The following is a 473-nucleotide window of genomic DNA, read 5'->3' as shown; positions in this document are numbered from 1 at the left end:
CCGTACACTTCCCCTTCTTCTTGAACACTGGCATTGTCTTATGCGGCTGCCTTTTATCAAATCCATCCTTGAACGCACGGTCAAGATCCTTCAGTTCCTGCTGCAATGCCTGTGCGTTCGCACTATCCTTCAGGAAGGATGTCGGTTTATCTTGTTTCCAGGCAACCAGCATCGAGGCCAGCTCACAGTAGGAATATAGTTTTTCCTTGGTCTTGAGCCTTTCAAGCTGCAACGCAAGCGCCCTGTTCCAGACAAAGCGGCAGCAGCCCGTATGCTGGTACAGCTTATCCAGCTTTGCCTTTGACCTGAACTTGAATTTGTATGCTTTCCGGATCATTTGCCCTTCTGCTCTTCGTTATAATGTATAACAATAAAATAATTAAACAATATTTGGTAACGGATAATTCTTCAGGACCAGTTTCCGTCCGGTTTCGTCAGTGGCGAGGATACCGCACTTCCTGTCCTGCATCAAC

1 pseudogene is annotated in these 473 nt (G+C 46.9%); it reads right to left on the bottom strand.

Annotated elements, in window-relative coordinates:
• Positions 1-337 (bottom strand): annotated as a pseudogene (locus tag A2X88_04870) (hypothetical protein).
• Between the last annotated feature and the right edge of the window lie 136 nt (positions 338-473).

This window comes from Deltaproteobacteria bacterium GWC2_65_14 (assembly GCA_001797615.1).
In the GTDB taxonomy this organism is placed as follows: domain Bacteria; phylum Desulfobacterota; class Deferrimicrobia; order Deferrimicrobiales; family Deferrimicrobiaceae; genus GWC2-65-14.
This window is presented reverse-complemented; position numbering and strand designations above follow the sequence as displayed.